General features: G+C 60.8%; 18 protein-coding genes. 3 read left to right on the forward strand and 15 right to left on the reverse strand.

What is annotated here, in order from left to right:
* Nucleotide 1: 1 nt before the first annotated feature.
* From trpB to hisH, 11 genes are all read right to left on the reverse strand, one after another.
* A complete protein-coding gene (trpB, locus tag KRX51_RS09600; RefSeq protein ID WP_218363031.1) occupies nt 2-1,300 on the reverse strand; it encodes a tryptophan synthase subunit beta in 1,299 nt (432 codons plus the stop codon).
* A gap of 126 nt (nt 1,301-1,426) precedes the next feature.
* Complete coding sequence (trpC, locus tag KRX51_RS09605; protein WP_218362928.1) at nt 1,427-2,236, reverse strand: indole-3-glycerol phosphate synthase TrpC; 810 nt, start codon at nt 2,234-2,236, stop codon at nt 1,427-1,429.
* Nucleotides 2,237-2,362: 126 nt separating this feature from the next.
* Nucleotides 2,363-2,542 carry a hypothetical protein gene (locus KRX51_RS09610; protein WP_218362929.1) on the reverse strand — a complete coding sequence of 60 codons (180 nt, stop codon included), beginning with the start codon at nt 2,540-2,542 and terminating at the stop codon, nt 2,363-2,365.
* Between the two features lie 63 nt (nt 2,543-2,605).
* Entirely contained in the window at nt 2,606-3,253 is a 648-nt protein-coding gene (locus KRX51_RS09615; RefSeq protein ID WP_255549617.1) for a TIGR02234 family membrane protein, read from the reverse strand.
* Nucleotides 3,254-4,807, reverse strand: coding sequence for an anthranilate synthase component I (locus KRX51_RS09620; protein ID WP_218362930.1), 1,554 nt, complete (start codon nt 4,805-4,807; stop codon nt 3,254-3,256).
* 32 nt (nt 4,808-4,839) lie between these two features.
* Complete coding sequence (gene hisI, locus KRX51_RS09625) at nt 4,840-5,256, reverse strand: phosphoribosyl-AMP cyclohydrolase (protein ID WP_218362931.1); 417 nt, start codon at nt 5,254-5,256, stop codon at nt 4,840-4,842.
* Nucleotides 5,253-6,029 carry an imidazole glycerol phosphate synthase subunit HisF gene (gene hisF / locus KRX51_RS09630; RefSeq protein WP_218362932.1) on the reverse strand — a complete coding sequence of 259 codons (777 nt, stop codon included), beginning with the start codon at nt 6,027-6,029 and terminating at the stop codon, nt 5,253-5,255. Before hisF ends, hisI begins: the two co-directional genes overlap by 4 nt.
* 50 nt (nt 6,030-6,079) lie before the next feature.
* Nucleotides 6,080-6,922 (reverse strand): inositol monophosphatase, encoded by an 843-nt coding sequence (locus KRX51_RS09635; protein ID WP_370625095.1) that lies wholly within the window; start codon nt 6,920-6,922, stop codon nt 6,080-6,082.
* Between the two features lie 24 nt (nt 6,923-6,946).
* Nucleotides 6,947-7,690: a bifunctional 1-(5-phosphoribosyl)-5-((5-phosphoribosylamino)methylideneamino)imidazole-4-carboxamide isomerase/phosphoribosylanthranilate isomerase PriA gene (priA, locus tag KRX51_RS09640; RefSeq protein ID WP_218362933.1), complete on the reverse strand. Its 744-nt coding sequence runs from the start codon at nt 7,688-7,690 to the stop codon at nt 6,947-6,949.
* A 61-nt stretch (nt 7,691-7,751) separates the two neighbouring features.
* The gene (locus KRX51_RS09645; protein ID WP_218362934.1) at nt 7,752-9,092 is read right to left on the reverse strand and encodes an MFS transporter; all 1,341 of its coding nucleotides are present in this window, start codon (nt 9,090-9,092) and stop codon (nt 7,752-7,754) included.
* A 61-nt stretch (nt 9,093-9,153) separates the two neighbouring features.
* Nucleotides 9,154-9,837: an imidazole glycerol phosphate synthase subunit HisH gene (gene hisH, locus KRX51_RS09650; protein WP_218362935.1), complete on the reverse strand. Its 684-nt coding sequence runs from the start codon at nt 9,835-9,837 to the stop codon at nt 9,154-9,156.
* Between the two features lie 55 nt (nt 9,838-9,892).
* On the opposite strand from hisH, the gene KRX51_RS09655 reads away from it, so the two are divergent.
* The 3 genes from KRX51_RS09655 (at nt 9,893) to KRX51_RS09665 (ending at nt 12,092) form a co-directional block, all read left to right on the forward strand.
* Nucleotides 9,893-10,654 carry a hypothetical protein gene (locus KRX51_RS09655; protein WP_218362936.1) on the forward strand — a complete coding sequence of 254 codons (762 nt, stop codon included), beginning with the start codon at nt 9,893-9,895 and terminating at the stop codon, nt 10,652-10,654.
* A gap of 166 nt (nt 10,655-10,820) precedes the next feature.
* The gene (locus tag KRX51_RS09660; protein WP_218362937.1) at nt 10,821-11,018 is read left to right on the forward strand and encodes a hypothetical protein; all 198 of its coding nucleotides are present in this window, start codon (nt 10,821-10,823) and stop codon (nt 11,016-11,018) included.
* Between the two features lie 453 nt (nt 11,019-11,471).
* Nucleotides 11,472-12,092 (forward strand): low molecular weight phosphatase family protein, encoded by a 621-nt coding sequence (locus KRX51_RS09665; RefSeq protein WP_218362938.1) that lies wholly within the window; start codon nt 11,472-11,474, stop codon nt 12,090-12,092.
* On the opposite strand, the gene KRX51_RS09670 is transcribed toward KRX51_RS09665, so the two are convergent.
* The 4 genes from KRX51_RS09670 to hisD are packed head-to-tail and all read right to left on the reverse strand — an operon-like array spanning nt 12,089 to nt 15,423.
* Nucleotides 12,089-12,292: a non-structural protein NS4A gene (locus tag KRX51_RS09670; protein ID WP_218362939.1), complete on the reverse strand. Its 204-nt coding sequence runs from the start codon at nt 12,290-12,292 to the stop codon at nt 12,089-12,091. The genes KRX51_RS09665 and KRX51_RS09670 overlap by 4 nt on opposite strands.
* Nucleotides 12,292-12,927, reverse strand: coding sequence for an imidazoleglycerol-phosphate dehydratase HisB (gene hisB, locus KRX51_RS09675; RefSeq protein ID WP_218362940.1), 636 nt, complete (start codon nt 12,925-12,927; stop codon nt 12,292-12,294). Before hisB ends, KRX51_RS09670 begins: the two co-directional genes overlap by 1 nt.
* An 11-nt stretch (nt 12,928-12,938) precedes the next feature.
* Complete coding sequence (locus tag KRX51_RS09680; protein ID WP_218362941.1) at nt 12,939-14,081, reverse strand: histidinol-phosphate transaminase; 1,143 nt, start codon at nt 14,079-14,081, stop codon at nt 12,939-12,941.
* The gene (hisD, locus tag KRX51_RS09685) at nt 14,074-15,423 is read right to left on the reverse strand and encodes a histidinol dehydrogenase (protein ID WP_218362942.1); all 1,350 of its coding nucleotides are present in this window, start codon (nt 15,421-15,423) and stop codon (nt 14,074-14,076) included. The genes KRX51_RS09680 and hisD overlap by 8 nt, the downstream gene beginning before the upstream one ends.
* Nucleotides 15,424-15,441 lie beyond the last annotated feature (18 nt).

The raw sequence follows: 15,441 nt of genomic DNA on the forward strand, positions 1-15,441 counted from the left end.
CTTAGACCTTTCCTTCCGTATCAGATGCCTCGGCGGCCTCGGCTGCTTCGGTCTCGGGGGCAATATTGTCATCAGCGCTGGGCAGGTTAAACCACTTCGCCGCGGTATTGACGTCCTTATCGCCACGGCCGGAGAGGTTGATGACAATCACCGGGGTGCGGCCAAGTTCGTCGGCCAACTTCGGGGCGAGAACCTCGGCGGCGGCCACGGCGTGCGCGGACTCAATGGCCGGGATAATGCCTTCAAGCTTGGAGAGCTTCGCGAAAGCGTCCATGCACTGCTCGTCAGTGATCGGCAGGTAGGTAGCGCGGCCGGTATCGGCGAGCAGCGAGTGCTCCGGGCCCACACCGGGATAATCCAGGCCCGCAGAAATCGAGTGCGACTCGATGATCTGGCCGTCCTCGTCCTGCATCAGCGCCGCGTAGGACCCCTGGAACACGCCCGGGGTGCCAGCATTAATCGGGGCGGCGTGGCGGCCGGTGTCCACACCATCACCGGCGGCTTCAGCGCCGACGAGGCGCACCGACTCATCGTCGATGAACGGGTGGAACAGACCAATGGCATTCGAGCCGCCGCCGACGCAGGCGACCGCAGCGTCGGGAAGCGAACCGGTCGCAGCCAGCATCTGGCCGCGGGCCTCGGAACCAATAACGCGCTGGAAATCACGAACCATCGTCGGGAACGGGTGCGGGCCGGCGGCAGTGCCGAAGGCGTAATAAGTGTCGTCGGCATTGGCCACCCAGTAACGCATGGCCTCATTAATGGCGTCCTTGAGGGTGGCCGAGCCCAGCTCAACCTCGATGACCTCCGCGCCCAGCAGCCGCATGCGGGCGATATTGAGCGACTGGCGGCGGGCGTCGACCCCGCCCATGTAGATACGGCACTCCAGCCCCAGCAGCGCACAGGCAGTTGCGGTGGCCACACCGTGCTGACCGGCGCCGGTCTCGGCGATGACCTTGGTCTTGCCCATGGTCTTGGCCAACAGCACCTGGCCGAGCACATTGTTGATTTTGTGCGAACCGGTGTGGTTGAGGTCTTCGCGCTTGAGCCACACCTGCGCACCAATGGCCGCACCGAAACGTTCGGCCTTATACAGCGGCGAGGGCCTGCCAACGTAGTCGCGCTGCAACTCGTCGAGCTTGGCGCGAAAACCGTCGTCAATGCGGGCCTTGGCGTAGGCGTCGGTGACCTCTTCGATGACGGCCATAAGGGCCTCGGGGAGGTAGCGTCCACCCCATTTGCCCCAGTGGCCGCGCTCATCGGGCTCGTGGCCGGTTGGCTCGGCAATCACCTCGCCCATGGTCGGCAGCCGGTCGCCGCGGGCATCCTGATTCTTGAAGTCCGTATCGCTCACGACACATATTGTGTCGTATCCCGGCGACCTTGTGGGCGGCGGGGCTTATTTTCCCCGGCTCACCGCCGCTTTTTAGCGATTACGGCCATAGGCCGGGTGCAGCCCTGCGGTCACTAGCTGGTGGCAGGCCTTGCCCGGGTCGGGTGCGGTGACCAGGCCCTCGCCCACGAGCACAGCGTCGGCGCCTTCATTGGCGTAGGCAATGAGATCCTCACGGCCGGACACGCCCGATTCTGCGATAGCGATAGCGCTCTTCGGCAGCTTCGGCGCCAGGCGGGAGTAGACGTTCTTATCGACCTCGAGGGTCTTCAGATTGCGGGCATTGACACCAATGATGGAGGCGCCGGCGGCAATAGCGCGGTCAACCTCTTCTTCGGTGTGCACCTCAACCAGGGCGTTCATGCCCAGCGATTCAGTGCGGTCCAGCAGTGCCTCCAGGGCGGGCTGCTCCAATGCGGAGCACATCAGCAAGATCATGTCGGCACCGTGGGCACGGGCCTCGTGCACCTGGTAGGTGGTGACGATGAAGTCCTTGCGCAGCACCGGGATATCCACCGCGGCGCGCACTGCGTCGAGATCCGCCAGGGAACCTTTGAAACGGCGCTGTTCGGTGAGGCAGGAAATCACTGCGGCACCGTTATCGGCGTACTGCTTAGCCAATACGGCGGGTTCGGGAATATCGGCGAGCTCGCCTTTTGACGGGGAAGCACGCTTGACCTCGGCGATGACCTGCACCCCGGAGGCACCGAGAGCTGCCTTGGCGTCGAGGGCAGCAGGCGCCAGTTCAGCGCGGCGTTTGATCTCTTCGAATGGGATCGCCGCTTCGCGGGCGGCTAGGTCCTCACGGACACCTTCGATGATGCCGTCCAACACGGTCGCCATGGGGGATCCCTCCTGTGTGAGAAAAAGCTGGGGAGCACGTACACGTCCCTGCTGCACACAAAAATAACCCGGCGCGAAGCTGTCGCTCACACCGGGTACTGCGCCACGCCTGCCGGGCGCAGATATCTAGTGGTCGTGCTGTGTGCCGTCAGTGGGCTTACCGACGCAATCGTTTGTCCGTCCCTTGTCGATCGTCAGCGAACCATGCACCGCATAACGCACGATGCCGATAATCAGAGCAATCACCACTAGGACAGCGACAATCAACACCAAGAAAAGTACGACTTCACCAATACCGAGATCCACGAGCCCCTCCTCAAAATCGCCTACATGAAGCGTGACCTGATCTTATTAAGTCAGCTAACAAAATCAAGGATTAGTATCGGTCGGGTCCACCCCAGCATCCAAGGCGTCCCACAGTGCTCGACCCGAGTTGGGATCATCGTCCAAATCCTCCTGCGCGCGCTCCCGACGCACTTCCGGGGTCTCATACGCGCTAGAACGACGAGAAGCTGCCGCACCAGGCCGCATCGCCAGAAGCACTCCCCCAATCACCCCAAGGGCCGCACCGACAATAAGCGCAATCGGCCCGAGATTGTGCACCTCGGTGGTTTGCACCACCGCCCAGTCCGACACTGTGATGGGGTCATTAGCGCGCTGGGTGGCCTGCCCGGTCTGCAGCAACGTCAACGCCCGATCCGAATCCGCACCGCGGGTGAGCAATTCCAGGGGCTGCCACGCCGCAGCAGCGGCTACACCAGCAGCAAAAACTCCGACCACTCGGCGCCCCAGACCACCCAAAATCAGCGCGGCGGCAGCTCCAGCCAATAGCGTCAACACCAATGGGGTGATGACCGCAGCCCAGTACGCCCCGGCTATCTCATGGGTTTCGCCGCCGGACTTATCGTCGAAAGTGGTGACAGTCAGCCAGCTAGCCCGGCCGGCAAGCCACATCACAGCGGCAGAAAGGGCAATCAAACCCAGTGCCATACCGGGGCGTCGATCCGTGGTGCTCATCTACTGCTCCTCGGCGGTGACCTGGGCGGGGCGCAAGGTATTGGCGGCGGCCACGGCGTGCAGCACCGCTGCTGCCTTATTGCGCGTTTCTAGGTCCTCAGCGTCCGGGTCGGAATCAGCGACAATGCCACCACCGGCCTGCACATGCACCATGCCATCGCGCACCACACCGGTGCGAATAGCAATGGCCTGGTCAGTATTGCCGCGGAAGTCGAAATAGCCGACGGTGCCGCCATAGACCCCACGGCGAGTGTCCTCGTACTTATCGATCAAGGCCAGTGCCGACGGCTTCGGCGCACCGGACAGCGTGCCAGCCGGGAAGGTCGCCGCAACCGCGTCGACGGCGTCGTGGTCGTCGGCAAGCTCACCGGTGACCTTCGACACCAAATGCATGATGTGGCTATAGCGCTCGATATAGCGGAAGTCCTGGACAATCACCGTGCCCGGGGTGCATACCCGACCCAGGTCATTGCGGCCCAAATCAACGAGCATGAGGTGCTCAGAGTTTTCCTTCTCGTCGGCAAGCAACTCCTGCTCATTAGCCACATCCTCGGCGCGGTCCTTACCGCGAGGGCGCGAACCAGCAATGGGGTTGGTGACCACTGTGCCGTCCTGGACCGCAACCAGGGACTCCGGGGAACTACCGACAATTTGGAAAGCAGTCTGCCCCATGGACTCATTCGGCACATTAAGCAAATACATATACGGGCTGGGATTGGTCATCCGCAGCATCCGGTAGATATCAAAAGCACTGGCCTCAGTTTCGATATCGAAGCGCTGCGACAACACAATCTGGAAAGCATCACCGGCGCGGATATGTTCCTTACAGACCTCAATACGGTCCTTGTGGTCTTCGGCGGTGCGCTGGCGAATAATATTCGGCTGCGCCGGGCTGACATCGGCAGGCGCAATGGTGGACGGGGCGGACAACCGATCCAACATATTGGTCACTCGGGCCACCGCATCGTCATATGCGGCATCAACGCGCTCATCAGAACCATCCCAGTTGACGGCGTTTGCAATAAGCCAAATAGTGCCCTCATGGTGGTCAACCACAGCCAAATCCTCGACCAGCAACTGCACCATATCGGGGACCTGCAAATCGTTTTCGCACGTATCAGGCAAGTGCGGCTCGACATAACGAACAATATCGTGGCCGAAATAGCCCACCAGGCCAGAGGTCAGCGGCGGCAAATCCGCGCCTTCGGTCTCCGGCAGGTCGGTGTGCAAAATCCGCAGCGTCTCGCGCAACGCATCGAGCGGGTGGCCACCTTCGGGTACCCCATGAGGTGGATTGCCCACCCACTTAGCCTGGCCATCGACAACAGTAAGAGCCGTGCGGCTACCGCAGCCGATATAGGACCAACGCGACCAGGACTCGCCCACATCGGCAGATTCCAGCAGGAACGTGCCTGGGCGGTCGCCGGCGAGCTTGCGGTACGCGGACAGGGCGGTTTCACCGTCGGCAAGCACACGCTTGGCGACGGGAACTACGCGGTAGTCCTGGGCGAGCTTCCGGAAATTTTCCCGGGTGGTCATCGCGGTCTGGGTCATGGGGCATATTGTGCCACGGACCCCGCGCGGGCTTAGCCCAATGGGTCGACGTCGAAACAGGACTGCGCGCCGGTATGACAGGCCGCGCCGGTCTGCTGGACCTGCAGCAGCACCGTGTCATGATCGCAGTCCAGCGCAATATGGTCGACATACTGGAAATGGCCACTGGTCATGCCCTTAATCCAGTACTCACCACGCGAACGCGACCAATACGTGCCACGGCGGGTGCCGATGGTGTAGGCCAAGGCATGATCATCCATCCAGGCCATCATGAGCACCTTGCCGGTAGCGCTATCCTGCACAATCGCTGGCACGAGGCCAGCATCATTGCGCTTGAGCCGGTCGCGTAATCCCTCGGCGAGTTCCCACGTAGCCGGGTCAGTGTCATTGCGCACACCGACGGTGAGGTCAGCCGCAACCGGGGTGGTCGCAGAATTGGTATTGCTCATAGTCGTACCTCCTGGCCAGCATCACGAAGCGCCCGCTTAACCTCACCGATAGTGACATCACCGAAATGGAAGATGGATGCGGCAAGCACTGCGTCAGCGCCTGCGGCCACCGCAGGCGGGAAATGATCCGGCGCTCCCGCCCCGCCCGAAGCAATAACCGGCACATCCGTGGCGGCCCGCACCAGGCGGGTGAGCTCAATATCGAAACCATCCTTGGTTCCATCGGCGTCCATAGAATTCAACAAAATCTCGCCGACACCGAGTTCTTCACCGCGACGCACCCACTCAATGGCATCAATACCGGCCGACCGGGTGCCACCGTGGGTGGTGACTTCAAATCCACTGGCCTGCGCGGTGCCGCCTTCAGGCACCCGCCGGGCATCAACAGACAGCACAATGCACTGGGCACCGAACCGCTGCGATAATTCGTGCAGCAGCTCCGGCCGGGCAATGGCGGCGGTATTCACACTGACCTTATCCGCACCAGCGCGCAATAACTGGTCAACATCATCCGCGCTGCGCACTCCCCCGCCGACAGTAAGCGGGATAAAAACCTGCTCCGCGGTACGCCGCACGACCTCAAGCATGGTGCCCCGGCCGTCAGTAGAGGCGGTGACATCAAGGAAGGTGAGTTCATCAGCACCTTCGGCGTCGTAGCGGGCGGCGAGCTCCACCGGGTCCCCGGCATCACGCAGATTGGTGAAGTTCACGCCCTTGACAACCCTCCCGGCGTTGACGTCGAGACAAGGGATGACGCGGGTGGCGACAGTCATAGCAGCTCCTGTGGGCGGCGGCAATAGCGCCTATGAGGGTAGCCCAGTAACTAACCGCGCAGATCGGCTGGCGGCTGCAAACCGACAATAATCTCACGCAAACGGGCATGTACTGCAGGCCGTCCGGCAAGCACCCCCAGCGAACTCGGGGTCCACTCATGCCCGGCCAAGTCGGTAACAACTCCCCCGGCTTCACGCATAAGCAATACCCCGGCGGCGTTATCCCACACATTCGGACTAAACGTAATGGTGCCGCCAAAAGCACCGGCAGCCACTGAGGCCAAATCCACACCGACAGAACCACTTATACGAATCGTCGGGTACACATCACCGACCTCAGCCAACAACAACTGCCGCCACGTGCGCGGGAACGTACCGCCCCGGTGGGCAATCACCGAACCAAAAGCGATACCGACCGGGCCACCAGGCTTGCTGGAAAGGTGAATGCGTTCGCCATTACGCCAGGTACCGCCCCCAGCGGTAGCGGTGAGCCGAATATTGACCATAGGCATATCAGTCACGCCCACCACAGGCTGGCCGCGGTGCAATAAGGCCACCAAAATGGCGCACGCCGGGTAGCCGGCCGAGTAATTAGTGGTGCCATCAATCGGGTCCACCACCCAGCAGGTCGCCTCAGCAGGGTCGGTGCCGCCGAACTCCTCGCCGAAAACCGGCAGCCCAGTAGAGCTGGTCAGCAAGTCCCGCAGCCGACGCTCGATCTCGAGATCGATCTCGGTAGCAAAAGAGCCGCCCTTTTTCGTGACGGTGGGATGGGCCCCCAAATTGGTGCGGAAAAAATCCGCCACCTCGTCAACAGCCGCCTCCGCAGCCACGAGCAGCCCAGGCAGATCGAGGCCAGTGTCCGACGGGAAATCCGGTGTCGATGGCGTCACTGGCTGCTCCTTAGTGCTGAGGTCTTATTTACCCGGCGCACCGGCGGTGGCCAGTGCTTCTTCCAGAGTGAACCGGCCGGCATACAGCGCCTTACCGATAATCGCCGAATCCACACCCTCATCGACCAAACCAGCCAAGGCCGCAACGTCGGCAAGCGAGGACACACCACCAGAAGCCACCACCGGGGCGTCGGTGGCGGCGGCGACATCGCGCAACAGGTCGATATTCGGGCCGGTCAGGGTGCCGTCCTTGGACACGTCAGTGACCACGAAACGGGAGCAACCCTGCGAATCGAGGCGTTCGAGAACCTCCCACAGGTCACCACCATCGGAGACCCAACCGCGGCCACGCAGACGCCACTCCCCTTCGATCTTGCGGGCATCAAGACCAATCGCGACCCGGTCACCGTGCTTGTCAATAACGTGCTTACACCACTCAGGATCCTCCAGAGCAGCAGTACCGATATTGACCCGACGACAACCAGTAGCCAACGCCGCCTCAAGGGAAGCGTCATCGCGGATACCGCCGGAGAGCTCAACATCGACATCAAGCTTGCCCACAACGTCGGCAAGCAGCTCATAGTTGGAGCCGCGACCAAACGCAGCGTCGAGATCCACCAAGTGCACCCACTCAGCACCGGCGTTTTGCCAGTTCATCGCGGCATCAATGGGGGCACCATAATGGGTTTCACTTCCGGCCGCCCCCTGGACCAGGCGCACAGCCTGACCATCGGCGACATCGACAGCGGGCAGCAAAGTCAAGCTCATCAGTGGGGTCACTCCCAAATATGTGGCGGTGCGTACATCTGGTTCGGGTAGGGATTCTACGTCACGAATTTTCCAATGCTTCGCCACGGCGCTCCGGAAGCGTCATCGCAGCCGCAGCAGCAACCACAAACGCCGCAGCGAACACCCCAAACACCAACGCCTGGCCACCAACGAGAAGCACCGGCACCAACAACGGGGCGGCAATAGAAGCGATACGGCCAAAAGCAGCGGCGGCACCAGCACCCGAGGAGCGTACCGACGTTGGATACAGCTCCGGGCTGATCGCATACAACGCTCCCCACGCACCCAAATTGAAAAACGACAGTGCGCAACCAGCGGCAATGACCTGCCACTCGGCCCCGGAGAAACCAAATAAGCCCGCCGCAAGAGCCGAACCAGCCAGGAAAACCGCCAACGTGACCCGGCGGCCCCAGACCTCAATCAGCCATGCAGCCACGAAATAGCCCGGCAGCTGAGCACACGTGATAATCAGCGTGTACCCAAAGGAACGCACCAGGTCGAAACCACGATCCACCAGCAAAGACGGCAACCAGATAAATGCTCCGTAATAGGAGAAATTGATCGCGAACCAGACCAACCACAGTGCTGCAGTTCGTGCCCGCAACCGGGCAGACCAGAGCGACTGGCCACCCGTAGCCGATGCGCGCTGGGGCGGCCGGGAAACAGCGTCGGAAAGTTCAGCTTGCCGATGGCCTTCGGCGGCGGCAGCTGTCTCGAATTGTTGGACAATATGCTCCGCCTCGTCATGGCGGCCCCGAGATTCCAGAAACCGCACCGACTCCGGCAAACTAATGCGCACCCAAATGGCATAGGCCGCCGGCACCACACCGATGGCCAGGGCCCAACGCCAGCCATCGTCGGATAGCGGCACCACGAAATAACCAATACACGCCGCGGCAATCCAGCCCACTGCCCAGAAAGCCTCCAACAGCACAACCATGCGGCCGCGGATCTTCCGGGGCGCGAACTCGGAAATAAGCGTCGAGGCGACCGGCAATTCCGCACCTAAACCCAGGCCAACGATAAAACGCAACACCATGAGCATCGCGATACCGGTCGATAGCGCCGCAGCGCCCGTGGCCAGGCCGTAAAGCAACAAGGTTGCCGCGAAAACCTGACGGCGGCCGATCCGATCCGCCAACAGCCCACCGACGGAAGCGCCAATGGCCATGCCGACGAACCCGATGGAACCAATCCAGGAAACCTCGGTCTTGTCGAGATTCCACTGCACAGCCAGGGCCGCCATGACAAAAGAGATAAGCCCGACATCCATGGCGTCCAGCGCCCACCCAACGCCGGAGCCCACAAGCAGGCGGCGGTGCCGAGAAGTAATAGGCAGGTTATCGAGGCGCTCGGTGCGAGAAGGCGCAGGCGTGGTCATGGCAGGCAACGTATCAGGGTTGCCTGACCAAATGAAGGGCTTCAGGCGTTGCTGCGCAGAATTAGTCGAGCGTAGACACCCAATTGCGCAGCAACCTCAGCCCCGCTTCACCAGACTTTTCCGGATGGAACTGCGTAGCCCACAGCGGACCGTTTTCGACTGCGGCGATGAACCGGCACCCATCGTGTTCCGCCCAGTGCACCAAAGGCGCCGCAATACGACCGGTGTCGTTAAGGTGCCACTGGCGCGCAGCGTAGGAGTGCACAAAGTAGTAACGCTCATCAGCAGCGAGACCGTCGAAGAGCTTCGAGCCTTCGGCAACGTCCACGGTGTTCCAGCCCATATGCGGCAACACATTCGCTTCGAGACGCTCCACCGTGCCGGGCCACTCCCCGCACCCAGGCGTACCCAGCGGCTGCGGCTGGGCGCCGTCGTGGGCTTCTGGAGCATGGATGCCCTCGGCGTATTCCACGCCTCGGTCGAAAAGCACTTGCATGCCGACGCAAATACCGAATACCGGGCGGCCACCGGCGAGACGAGAACCAATCAGGCGCGGGCCGCCCACAGCATTGAGCTGGTCCATACAGGCCGCGAAGGCACCTACACCTGGCACCAACAGACCGTCGGCATTCAGCACAGTGTCCGGGTCATGAGTCACCACGGTTGTAGCACCAGTAGAGGCAACAGCCCGCTCAGCCGAGCGCAGGTTGCCGGAGCCGTAATCAAGAAGCGCGACGGTAGTCATGCCGGCCAGTCTAGAGGCCATAGCTGGGCTGCTGGTCACCGACCAAGGAGGAAATGTGCGCGTTTCGACTTTGCTGACGCGCTTTTCGGCCGCCCCGGGTCCGCGGCCCAGCGGTGCCGGTGGTTCCGATGTGCGAAGCAGTATCCTGCAGATGGGACCGGACAATATTGTGCTCGGTGTGCAGAGCGATATTGGCATGCTCCACGGTCTCAGCGTTGCTCTTAGAACCGCCTCAAGGAGTTTGGTGCGTATGCACTTCAATGATTTCGACACGCTCGAAGAATTGCAGGCGGCCGATTTCGCCACGATCGATTTCGGCAACTTCGATTTCGATGTTCAAGATTTCGCAGTGCTGCTGCAACTGCTGCCTGAGGACGTCGTCATAACGGCGAGCCTATCTCCGCTCGTCCCACAACAAGGGGACCCAACCAGCTGGTACGTGACGCAACGAGAGTGCCTGGTCGATTGGTTTTACTCACAAACCACAAAAGGCTCCGGAGAGTACTCCCGTGAAGAGCCCAACCGCTCGGCGAAACGAACCTACAACCGGCTACAGAGTCTCCACGGTGTGGCATGGGTTGCCGAGGCGGTCGGAGTGGACCGCGACGTGTTCTTTCGGGGCTGGAGAGCTGCCAATAAGGTTGAGGATCATCGACGACAGTGTGGCGTTTTTCGTACTGAGATCCCGTGGGCGATTATTTCTCGGGCCATGCTTGAGTTCTACCGCGATAACTACGAAGCAATCCACTACCAGTTAGCCGAATGGGATGAGGAAGCCGCTGCGTACGGCGACGGCAACACCAACCAGGACGGGTAGGGCCTACCTCGCTGCTTGCAGAAGTGGGTTACTAAAAACCATGCGGTCCAGCTGACGCGCAGCCCCCATTGGCGGTATGGGCGTGCCACTGCTGGCAGCGGACAGAATGATTTGAGACAATCCACAGGATTATTCATTGAGGTAATTCACCCGAACGGTTCCTTAGATGCACAAAACTTCCCATGCGTTTGCACTGAACTTGGTTCTGATTGCGCTTTCCATGATTGTGCAGTTCTTCCAGAACAAGTACTTCGTCCAGTACCTGGGAATTCACGAGCTCGGCTTGGTGCGTCTACTGACGCAGATGCTGCAGTACCTCAACATCATCGAAGCAGCTCTCGGTAACCGCACTCAGCCTCTGTAGCTGCTTAATATACCCTCCGGAAGAGGCCGCGAAACCTATCTTGAGCGGCCTGTCCGCGCTGGCGGCGGACCTGCGATGGCGCATGAAGTGAGCTTTCGATATCGAGCAATCGTTAAATGACTCGACAAATAATATCAGCTGTGAAGCAACATCTCAATTATTTTATGCAATTATCTAAATCGCCAACAGTCTATTAGAGCCATAGGTTTGTACCGCTCACATATATCAGACCTAAATCAACCCATTTAATAGTTTCGCGAAAATCACAATAACCGCCCCATAGAGCCGGATGACCCGACATCCATAGACTCCATCGCCACCCTTATCTGCAGGTAAGAGACCCGCAACACACACAGAAGAAGTAGACACCCACCGAAACGGCCGGTAAGGTGAACACCAAGTTAACAACAAGCGAACCGCTGCTAACGGCTCCTTCCCAAGGGGGAACATCCAATGATCGATCGCCAGCTCGACATCGTCCGCGAAGACCTACACCGCCGCTTCGGCCAGGCCCTTCCCGCCGCCGATATCGACCAGATCCTCGATGACACCATCGCAGCCGAGACCGCCTCCGCCCGCGTCACCTCCTACCTACCGGTAATGATTGAGCGCGCCGCCGCCGAAGCCATCAAGGACGAGGCCACCTCACGCGGCGAATTTGCAGGCGCCCGCAAAGAAATCCTCTACGTCTGCGAACGCAACGCCGGGCGTTCTCAACTCGCCGACGCCATCACCCACCACCTCGTCGGCGACGCTGTGGTGGTGCGCTCGGTTGGCCTCGAGCCCGCAGATGAAATCAACCCGACCGTCATCGAAGTACTCAAAGAACGCGGTATCGCCACCGACGGCCTGTTCCAGACCACCATCGTTCCGCGCGTGGTCCACCGTTCCGACATCGTCGTCCTGATGGGCGTCGACGAAATCCCAGGTGTTCCCGGGGTGCGCTACGCCCACTGGGACGTCAAGGACCCCGAGGGCGCCAGCATCGAAGAAGTGCGTGCCATCGCCGACGAGATCGAAACCCAGGTGCGCGGGCTTATCGCCGAGATGGAGCTACCAATCGCGGCGGCCTAGGTAAAGGCACCCAACAACCATAGGATTGCGCCGGCGGTAGCCACCACGGCAAGCAATCCCATCACCACTGTGCCGATCCGCATTCCGGCCTGATACGCCGACCACGTACCGCCGACCAACAGGCCGGCGATGATGAAGAGCATGTACGTCACAGCAGCACTGGGCCCGGCCGCGTCCTGACCGACAATGAACTGCTCCATTACAAGCTTCCCTTCGTACTCGGCACACCCGAGCATCGCGGGTCGAGCTCAGTGGCCACCCGCAATGCGCGAGCGACAGCCTTGAACTCGGCCTCGGTGATGTGATGCGGATCGCGGCCATAGAGGCACCGCACATGCAACGCGATACGTGCATTAAAGGCGAACGACTCGAAGAAGTGCTGGTTAATCACCGTGGCGTAGTGACCACCAATGATCTGGTGCACCATATGCTCCGGTTCCCCATTCATCACGAAGTAGGGTCGGCCCGAAACATCAACCGCAGCATGCGCCAAAGACTCATCCATCGGCACGAAGCAATCACCAAAGCGGTAGATGCCCTTCTTCTCCCCTAGTGCCTCGGCAAAAGCCATGCCCAGCACAATGCCGCAGTCCTCCACAGTGTGGTGGGCATCAACCTCGGTATCACCATTGGCGTGCAACTTCAGGTCGAACCGGCCGTGCTGGGTGAACGCGGTGAGCATGTGATCGAAAAACGGCAAGCCGGTTTCAACCTCAGTGTCACCGGTGCCATCAAGATTGATGGTGCACACGATGGTCGACTCGTGGGTGGCACGCTCAATATGCCCAACCCGCTCAATTTTTTCGTTGTCCAACTGTTCTTCTCGGGAGCCCATTACGGCGTCTCCTAACTCTGCTGCGTGCGCAACACGGTGGTATCGGCGGCGAGTACGGCTTCGGCCGCTTCTAGAAAAGCATCATTCTCGTGCGGCAATCCAATTGTGGCACGCAACCGGCCAGGCACGCCGACATCGCGGATCAACACACCACGATCTAAAAGCGCCTGCCACGTCGCGGCGGCATCAGTGAATTCACCGAAGAACACAAAATTCGAGTGCGACTCAACGACATCAAAGCCCATCTCCACCAGGGCGCTGACCACCCGGTCACGCTCCTTCGCCAGGGCATCCACAGTCGCCAAAGTGTCGTCGGCATGCCGCAAAGCCACCAGTGACGCCGCCTGGGTCAGCGTGGAGAGATGGTACGGCAACCGCACCAGCATGACGGCCTCAATAAACGCCGGGTGAGCCACGAAATACCCCAGGCGCCCGCCGGCGAAGTCGAAAGCCTTACTCATAGTGCGGCTCACCACAAGGCTGGTGGGGTATTCGGCGAGCAAGTGCACAGCCGAAGGCGTCTCGCTGAACTCCGCGTAGGCCTCATCGACAATGACGATGCCCGGGGCTGCATCGAGGATTTGGCGGATATCGTCATTGCTGGTCACGCCGCCAGTGGGGTTATTCGGCGTGGTGATATAGATGACATCCGGGCGGTGTTCGGCGATAGCTTCCAGGGCCGTGGGGATATCAATATCGAAATTGGCATCCCGCTCAATCGGCACCCACTTCGTCTGTGTGCCGCTGGAAAGAATCGGGTGCATCGAGTAGCTCGGCACGAACCCCATAGCGCTGCGACCAGGACCGCCGAAAGCCTGCAAAAGCTGCTGCAGGACCTCATTAGACCCATTGGCAGCCCAGACCTGATCGGCACTAACCGCCACCCCAGTCCGGCCCGTGATGTACTCGGCCAACGAGGTTCGTAGCTCCACCGCATCCCGATCCGGATAGCGGTTGAGCTGCTGGGACACATGGGCGACCTCGCGAACAAGATCCTCAATGAGTTCTTCGCTCGGCGGGTACGGATTCTCATTGGTATTCAGGCGCACATCCACATGCAACTGCGGCGCACCATAAGCCGTCTCACCGCGCAGTTCCTCACGCAGCGGCAAATCCGCCACAGTGATGGCGTCCGGGTTGGTCTGTTTAGACATTCTTGGTGTCCTCGTCGGTAGCCAGGTCTTCGAAGCGGGCACGGATAGCTTCCCCATGTGCCGGCAACAGTTCAGCGTCGGCAAGCGTGACCACATCATTGGCCACGCCCTTCAGCGCCGCCTCGTCGTACTCAATGACGTGCACAGACTTCACAAAGGTATGCGTCGACAAACCGGAGGAATGACGGGCAGTACCAGAAGTCGGCAACACATGGTTCGAGCCGGCGCAATAATCACCCAACGGCACCGGGGAGTAACTACCGACGAAAATAGCGCCGGCATTACGCACCCGAGCAGCAACCTCAACGGAATTGGCGGTGTGCACCTCTAGGTGCTCGGCGGCATAGGCGTCCACAACGCGCAGACCAGCCTCAATATCATCGACCAACACAATGCCGGACTGAGAGCCCTCAAGCGCCTGCCGAACCCGATCCGCATTGCGGGTGATGCCATAACGCTTGGTCACCTCAGCATCGACGCTTTCAGCCAGCTCAACACAATCAGTGACCAGCACCGAAGCGGCCATCACATCATGCTCCGCCTGAGAAATGAGGTCATAGGCCACGGCCACCGGGTCGGCAGTCGCATCAGCCAAAATCGCGATCTCAGTCGGACCGGCCTCAGAATCAATACCCACCACAGAACGGCACAAACGCTTGGCGGCGGTGACGAAAATATTGCCCGGGCCAGTGATCATGTCCACCGGCTCCAGTGCACCCTCGCCTTCGGGCGTGTCGTCACCATAGGCCAACAGCGCCACAGCCTGGCCACCACCGACAGCCCACACCTCATCGACCCCGAGCAAATGGCACGCCGCCAGAATCGTCGGATGCGGCCAGCCATCATTATCGGCCTGCGGCGGGGACGCCACCACCAACGATTCCACACCGGCTTCCTGGGCGGGGATGACATTCATCAGCACCGAGGAGGGGTAGACCGCATTGCCGCCGGGCACATAGAGGCCCACGCGGCGAATCGGAATCCACTTCTCAGTGACCCGGCCACCATCAACAACATCGACGCTGACGTCGCTGGGCCGCTGAGCACTGTGGAAAGCCCGAATACGGGTGATGGAATTGTCCAGCGCCTCCCGAATCTGCGGGTCCAGCTGCTGCGCGGCGTTGGCGATAACGTCGGCAGGCACCCGCACCGAGGCTGGCACTACCCCATCGAAGCGTTGCGAATACTCATTAGCCGCGGTCACACCGCGCTCACGCACATCGTCCACCACCGGGCGCACGGTGGGGATCATGGAATCAACATCGGCGGCGCCACGCGGCAATGCCTGGCGCAGCTCAGCTGTCGATGGGGTCCGTCCGCGCAGGTCAGTGATAGTCAGCATGGGCCGGGGTGACCGCCT

It is taken from the genome of Corynebacterium sp. TAE3-ERU12 (genome assembly GCF_019209905.1).
Classification (GTDB): domain Bacteria; phylum Actinomycetota; class Actinomycetes; order Mycobacteriales; family Mycobacteriaceae; genus Corynebacterium.

Excerpts from the sequence above, each read along its gene's own strand:
- trpB (WP_218363031.1), bottom strand. The coding sequence starts at position 1,300 with ATGGGCGAGGTGATTGCCGAGCCAACCGGCCACGAGCCCGATGAGCGC.
- trpC (WP_218362928.1), bottom strand. The coding sequence starts at position 2,236 with ATGGCGACCGTGTTGGACGGCATCATCGAAGGTGTCCGTGAGGACCTA.
- KRX51_RS09615 (WP_255549617.1), bottom strand. The coding sequence starts at position 3,253 with ATGAGCACCACGGATCGACGCCCCGGTATGGCACTGGGTTTGATTGCC.
- KRX51_RS09620 (WP_218362930.1), bottom strand. The coding sequence starts at position 4,807 with ATGACCCAGACCGCGATGACCACCCGGGAAAATTTCCGGAAGCTCGCC.
- hisI (WP_218362931.1), bottom strand. The coding sequence starts at position 5,256 with ATGAGCAATACCAATTCTGCGACCACCCCGGTTGCGGCTGACCTCACC.
- hisF (WP_218362932.1), bottom strand. The coding sequence starts at position 6,029 with ATGACTGTCGCCACCCGCGTCATCCCTTGTCTCGACGTCAACGCCGGG.
- priA (WP_218362933.1), bottom strand. The coding sequence starts at position 7,690 with ATGAGCTTGACTTTGCTGCCCGCTGTCGATGTCGCCGATGGTCAGGCT.
- KRX51_RS09645 (WP_218362934.1), bottom strand. The coding sequence starts at position 9,092 with ATGACCACGCCTGCGCCTTCTCGCACCGAGCGCCTCGATAACCTGCCT.
- hisH (WP_218362935.1), bottom strand. The coding sequence starts at position 9,837 with ATGACTACCGTCGCGCTTCTTGATTACGGCTCCGGCAACCTGCGCTCG.
- KRX51_RS09660 (WP_218362937.1), top strand. The coding sequence starts at position 10,821 with ATGCACAAAACTTCCCATGCGTTTGCACTGAACTTGGTTCTGATTGCG.
- KRX51_RS09665 (WP_218362938.1), top strand. The coding sequence starts at position 11,472 with ATGATCGATCGCCAGCTCGACATCGTCCGCGAAGACCTACACCGCCGC.
- KRX51_RS09670 (WP_218362939.1), bottom strand. The coding sequence starts at position 12,292 with ATGGAGCAGTTCATTGTCGGTCAGGACGCGGCCGGGCCCAGTGCTGCT.
- hisB (WP_218362940.1), bottom strand. The coding sequence starts at position 12,927 with ATGGGCTCCCGAGAAGAACAGTTGGACAACGAAAAAATTGAGCGGGTT.
- KRX51_RS09680 (WP_218362941.1), bottom strand. The coding sequence starts at position 14,081 with ATGTCTAAACAGACCAACCCGGACGCCATCACTGTGGCGGATTTGCCG.
- hisD (WP_218362942.1), bottom strand. The coding sequence starts at position 15,423 with ATGCTGACTATCACTGACCTGCGCGGACGGACCCCATCGACAGCTGAG.